Source organism: Marinagarivorans sp. (assembly GCF_982758155.1).
In genome coordinates this window covers 1-4,655 of sequence record NZ_CEXWTU010000310.1, presented here as the reverse complement: position 1 = coordinate 4,655, position 4,655 = coordinate 1, and the positions used below count along the sequence as shown (strand labels likewise).

At 45.9% G+C, this 4,655-nt stretch carries 5 protein-coding genes; 4 read left to right on the top strand and 1 reads right to left on the bottom strand.

The window, feature by feature from the left end; all coding sequences use genetic code 11:
* The 4 genes from AC3A8L_RS20020 to AC3A8L_RS20005 all read left to right on the top strand — a co-directional run.
* On the top strand, positions 1–202 hold a 202-nt coding region (locus AC3A8L_RS20020; protein ID WP_487964040.1), incomplete at its 5' end, for a hypothetical protein.
* A gap of 11 nt (positions 203–213) precedes the next feature.
* Positions 214–612: a hypothetical protein gene (locus AC3A8L_RS20015; RefSeq protein WP_487964039.1), complete on the top strand. Its 399-nt coding sequence runs from the start codon at positions 214–216 to the stop codon at positions 610–612.
* A gap of 118 nt (positions 613–730) precedes the next feature.
* Positions 731–922, top strand: coding sequence for a hypothetical protein (locus AC3A8L_RS20010; RefSeq protein WP_487964038.1), 192 nt, complete (start codon positions 731–733; stop codon positions 920–922).
* Positions 923–1,205: 283 nt separating this feature from the next.
* The gene (locus AC3A8L_RS20005) at positions 1,206–1,940 is read left to right on the top strand and encodes a hypothetical protein (RefSeq protein ID WP_487964037.1); all 735 of its coding nucleotides are present in this window, start codon (positions 1,206–1,208) and stop codon (positions 1,938–1,940) included.
* A 510-nt stretch (positions 1,941–2,450) separates the two neighbouring features.
* Here the strand turns inward: AC3A8L_RS20005 and AC3A8L_RS20000 are convergent.
* Complete coding sequence (locus AC3A8L_RS20000; RefSeq protein ID WP_487964036.1) at positions 2,451–4,538, bottom strand: hypothetical protein; 2,088 nt, start codon at positions 4,536–4,538, stop codon at positions 2,451–2,453.
* Between the last annotated feature and the right edge of the window lie 117 nt (positions 4,539–4,655).

Sequence of the window (4,655 nt, the reverse complement as noted above, 5' to 3'; positions counted from 1 at the left end):
AAATATGAATAAGTTAAATTGGAAGTTATCCTCACAAGTGATCATTGCGGCAATTTTAGGCTCTGTTTTGGCCTATGTCAGCAACAAATATGCAGGCCTTCCTCAGAATTCAATCTATGCAGTATCGCCACTATTGGTAGGCTCTGCCCTTGCAATAGTGTCATTGTTTTATACCCGATCGGCGTCAAGGGACAAATCGTAGGAGATTGGAAAATGTTTATTATTTGGTCGATCTTATCGGTATTAGCTTTGGTGACAATTTGGGTGTTACCACCTCTTGCTAAGGTGCTGGCAGAAAGCGTGTCAAAGTGGGCAAAGTCGGGAAAGAAGTCTCGCTTGAGATTTTGTGCAGTTAAGAGTTTTATCGCTTTCTGTTTGACGACCATCTCTTTAAGCGCTGCGTATTTTACGTACGCACCAGATAATGGATATGACCCTTACATCGGGGCTTTCGAGAAACTAGCGCAGGATTGCTATTCGCTTGTCTTTTGGATGGCCGTTGGTGCTTCAGGCATCTTTTCAGCGATTGTTGCTCGTTATTTGGTGGGCATGTACATCGAGTACATAACCCCTGTACAAGTACTCCGCTTAACTGACCAAAGAGTTAAGTGAGCGTTTGAATAAAGCCCGATCAATTCGTTTGATAAACTAGCAAACATTGCTCTTGAACTGTCCGAAAGCATGGCCAAAGAATTAGAAAACTGTCTCACTAAAATCTAGGGTAAAAATTATGAGTAAGTTATTGTTGAATTTATGGTGGATCTTTGCTGGCATAGCTTTGATTACCAATATCTATTTTTTCAAAACGCACGGTACAACCTTTCTTATTATATCGATTAGCTTTTGCATCCTAGCCGGACTTTCTTACGGTTTCGCGCCGCTATTTGCGAGAAAGTGGCGACAAAAGCAACCAGAAGCTTAGAGGGGAAAAATCGTGGCCGAATATTCAGTTAAAAAGTACATGCCAACACTAAGCACTCCAGTACTCAATTAAAACAAATTGGAAGAGCTATCTCGCGAGACTTGCTGAATCGCCGTTTGGTGGGGTTGTATTTTAGGTGCTGGATAGCTCCCATACCGTACAATTAACAACAGTTTCCGAATGGACGCAGGCGGTTTAATTACATAGGAGGTTGGTACATTTTAACTATCTACTTTTCGAAGGTAGGACGAAACCACACAAAATCGAGTAAGGAGTTTCAGTGATGAAAGAAGTAGAGAAATCGCTAGGAGAGCCGGTAGCGGCCGACTTCAGCGAATACGTGAGGAAGTTGAGAGGAAACCTTGTTTTCGTCAGCTTTCTTTCCATTTCACTAATTATCGGCGGCTTGGAGATCGAATCAACCTCAAGTATTTTAGGTCTAAAATTTAAAGGACTTGACAATGCCGCAATAACGAGTGGCCTTTTGATTTTAAACGGATACATGCTGGTTCATTTTCTTTGGTGTAGTATTGATGCGTTTCAGGAATGGGGGTTAAGAGTCACGGGAACAAGGTTGTCTTTTGTGACTACAGCAAAACTCGGCTCAATACACGGTGATTACCCAAGTGATCCGCGACAGAGCAGCCTGTATAACTGGTGGAAAGATGAAGCAGGAAAAATAGGTTCATTAGCGGACCCTATTACGGAGATTGTTCGCAAACTCGAAATATGGGAGACGGAAGTAAAGAGAGCCTTAAATGCGCAGGGAAATACTGAGGTTGTTAGTGCATGTAATGCAATCAATAAGGTGTCTACTGATATTAAGCAGCTACAGCGCTCTATAGTGAACGCATCTCAAACGGTTGAATCACGAAGAATACCAGAGTCACTGAAAAGGTTTGACAACCGATTTCAGCTGTTTCTGAGAAGCCAAAATTTAAGGTGGTTATTGCTAGAGCTGGGGTTACCCATAATAACGGGCGCAGTAGCAGTATATCTTCTGGCCTCAAAGCTCTAAGAAGCGACTGTTATTTAAAGTAACTTAGTGGAGACATTGGAAGATGGGTATTTGGGTGCTGGAACGTTATTTTGGACTTTCGGCGACCTCGAACCAAAGATATCTTTTAGGGGAAAAAAGTGTTTAAAAGACTGCTGCATATGTTAAGTCCTCGCACTAGAGCAGAAGGTGTTGCTATATCCCCCTTTGCGCGAGATAAAGCTCTGGACATAAGAATTCTTAGGGTCTAAAGGGTATATATTTACAAGATCGGACGGTTCGTTGGTCGGTAAAGTAGCGAAATCGAGACTCTCACCAAATGAAAAAGCTATCCAACGTAGGGCTAGCTTTAAAGTTATTTAGGTAGGGGAAAAATGGTTTCGTCGCATGGAAAGGAAAGGGATTGCCATCCATCCATTGGTTGGATGGTGAAAGTGCCATCGAAGGTGGGCCAAGTTTATTTACGCAGGCCTGCGATATTTAACCGAAATAATAGCAGCTCCCACGGGGACCGCGGGAGCTCGCCAAAAACTACAGCGCGTTCGATGCCGACGCAGTTTTATCCAACACAATCAGGCTAGGATTTTCGTCGCCGTAAAGGTGCGAATTGCTCAATAACAGCGTGCGCCCATCAGACGAACTCTGCATCAGCTTATCCTCGGCAGGAAACGTTTGTATTTCATCACCCTGTTTATTGTACTGGGTAATATATTCAGCCACACCTCTCTCATCCACGGCGATAAATGCACTACCACTGTCATCTACAAGCGCACCTTCAATAATACGTGACGACTCGTCGGTACCATCAAAGATACTGGGCAAGGCCAAATAGGTTGCCACCGAAAACCCTTGCTGCTGATCGTAAGCAAGCAAGCTACTTCCCAATAACATAAACTGGCCGCTTGCGCTCAAGTCCATTTTCAAATAATCGAAGTAACTGCCAATTTGATGCGACGTAGCACGGTGCAATACCTCGCAATTCATCTGCCCGAGCTCTAGATATACTTCGGGTTGGATCACTTCGTAGCCACGCAGGGGGTAACCCAATGCATTGCCTTCTTTATGAATGCGACTTAAAAATTCACCACCCGCCGACGAGCGCAGCATGCCGCACTCCAGCTCGGCATAGAAAATGGATTGGCGATCCTCCACGCTCACCAGCGCTGGCGGGTAGTCGTAACTGCGATGATACATGCGCCCCTGAACGGCAATCGGCTTTGCATAATCAATGGCGCTCACATCGCTCAGCCACACTTTATTCACCAGGTCGTAGCGATGATAAATAGGCTCTTCGTCGCCAGTGGTGGCGAGACTATGGTCGATCTGGTTACTCACATACAAAACCGCTCCGTCATCAGTGACATAGTGAGGAAACTGATGGTGGTGCCCCCCAAAAATAGTACCCTCTTGCTGTGGATAATCCAATTCTTCCACCAAAGCACCGGTATAGATATTAAATACCTTCACCGTGGGCGAATGCAGGGTGTACACATAGGGCCCAAGCGGATCGGCAACCACCACCGGGTTGCGCAACTCACGCTGTAAAGAAATTTCACGCTCGGCGCTCAGCGCACCATCGTGAATATACAAACCCACCTGGAACTCAGGGCCAACGTACTGGCCATCTTGCGCCATGCTCACACTGGTTCGATAAAAACCGGCGGCCAATGCACCTCTATCCACCGAAAAAATGACCTCGCGGCGGTTGGTATTAACCACCAACCAATCCGCACCCGCCGTTAAATTCAACGTAGAGAAATCGATTGCACTATTGCTGTGTAAATTTAAGATGGTCTGCGTATTCGCTTCACCATCAAACAGGCTTAACGCCAACGCACGTTGATCCAACCACACTCGAACGGCTTCCCGCTTAAACGATATATTCTCGGTATCCATCGATGTACCATCGACTTTTTGCAACGAAAAACTGGCTTCGGTATTGACGTCAGGCACCTTGCTGAGGTCGACCGATACACTGACGGTTTGATAGTCCTGACTGTTGTTACCGGTAGACGCCGCAGGATCAAATATCAGCCAGTCCTGATCGCTGACAAGTTGCCACTCGGTACCCCAGGTATCCACCTTAAATTCGGCAGCGCGCCCTTGTTTCAGTGCATCGGCTGTAATAGCCACGGTTAAATCATCAGATTCAGCAAACGCTAAATTATCTTCAACGGAATAATTAACCACGAGATCGTCATAAACAACAACGGAACCGTCTTGTTTACCACTCACCAGGCGCAACCGGGTACTGTAATTGCCCGGCGGCTGCTGACAATAAAACGAGGGTTCTACAGTGAGCGTTGCGCTGCTGGAAGTCACATTGGTCAATTTCTGTATGTACCGCCAGTAAGGATCGTCAACACCGGGGGGATGCTCCAAAATCAGGCTGTCGCCTTTAAAGCGGATATTTACACTTTGTGCATCAAACGAGCAGTTTTCACCCTGATTGCGCACCGCCGAAAAGTCTAACTGCTGCGTGTCGATGGTAACCGAATAATTACCAGAGGTATTGGTGCTGCTACCCCCCGAATTATTACCGCCACTGCCACCAGAACCACCACACGCAGCTACAGTCAATGCGGCAACAAGCACCGCTCCCCAACATAGTACATTCATTGTTTTAGTCCTTTTCATTTTTCGGCGATGATATCAAAAAACTTAAGAGGAAGCCTTGTCCAATATGAGATGAGCCTGAACAGCCACCCCGCTTCTAAAATCATAGCTAAGGGGACA

What these genes read in the sequence shown, in the direction of transcription:
- AC3A8L_RS20015 (WP_487964039.1), top strand. Translation starts at nt 214, where the DNA reads ATGTTTATTATTTGGTCGATCTTATCGGTATTAGCTTTGGTGACAATT.
- AC3A8L_RS20010 (WP_487964038.1), top strand. Translation starts at nt 731, where the DNA reads ATGAGTAAGTTATTGTTGAATTTATGGTGGATCTTTGCTGGCATAGCT.
- AC3A8L_RS20005 (WP_487964037.1), top strand. Translation starts at nt 1,206, where the DNA reads ATGAAAGAAGTAGAGAAATCGCTAGGAGAGCCGGTAGCGGCCGACTTC.
- AC3A8L_RS20000 (WP_487964036.1), bottom strand. Translation starts at nt 4,538, where the DNA reads ATGAATGTACTATGTTGGGGAGCGGTGCTTGTTGCCGCATTGACTGTA.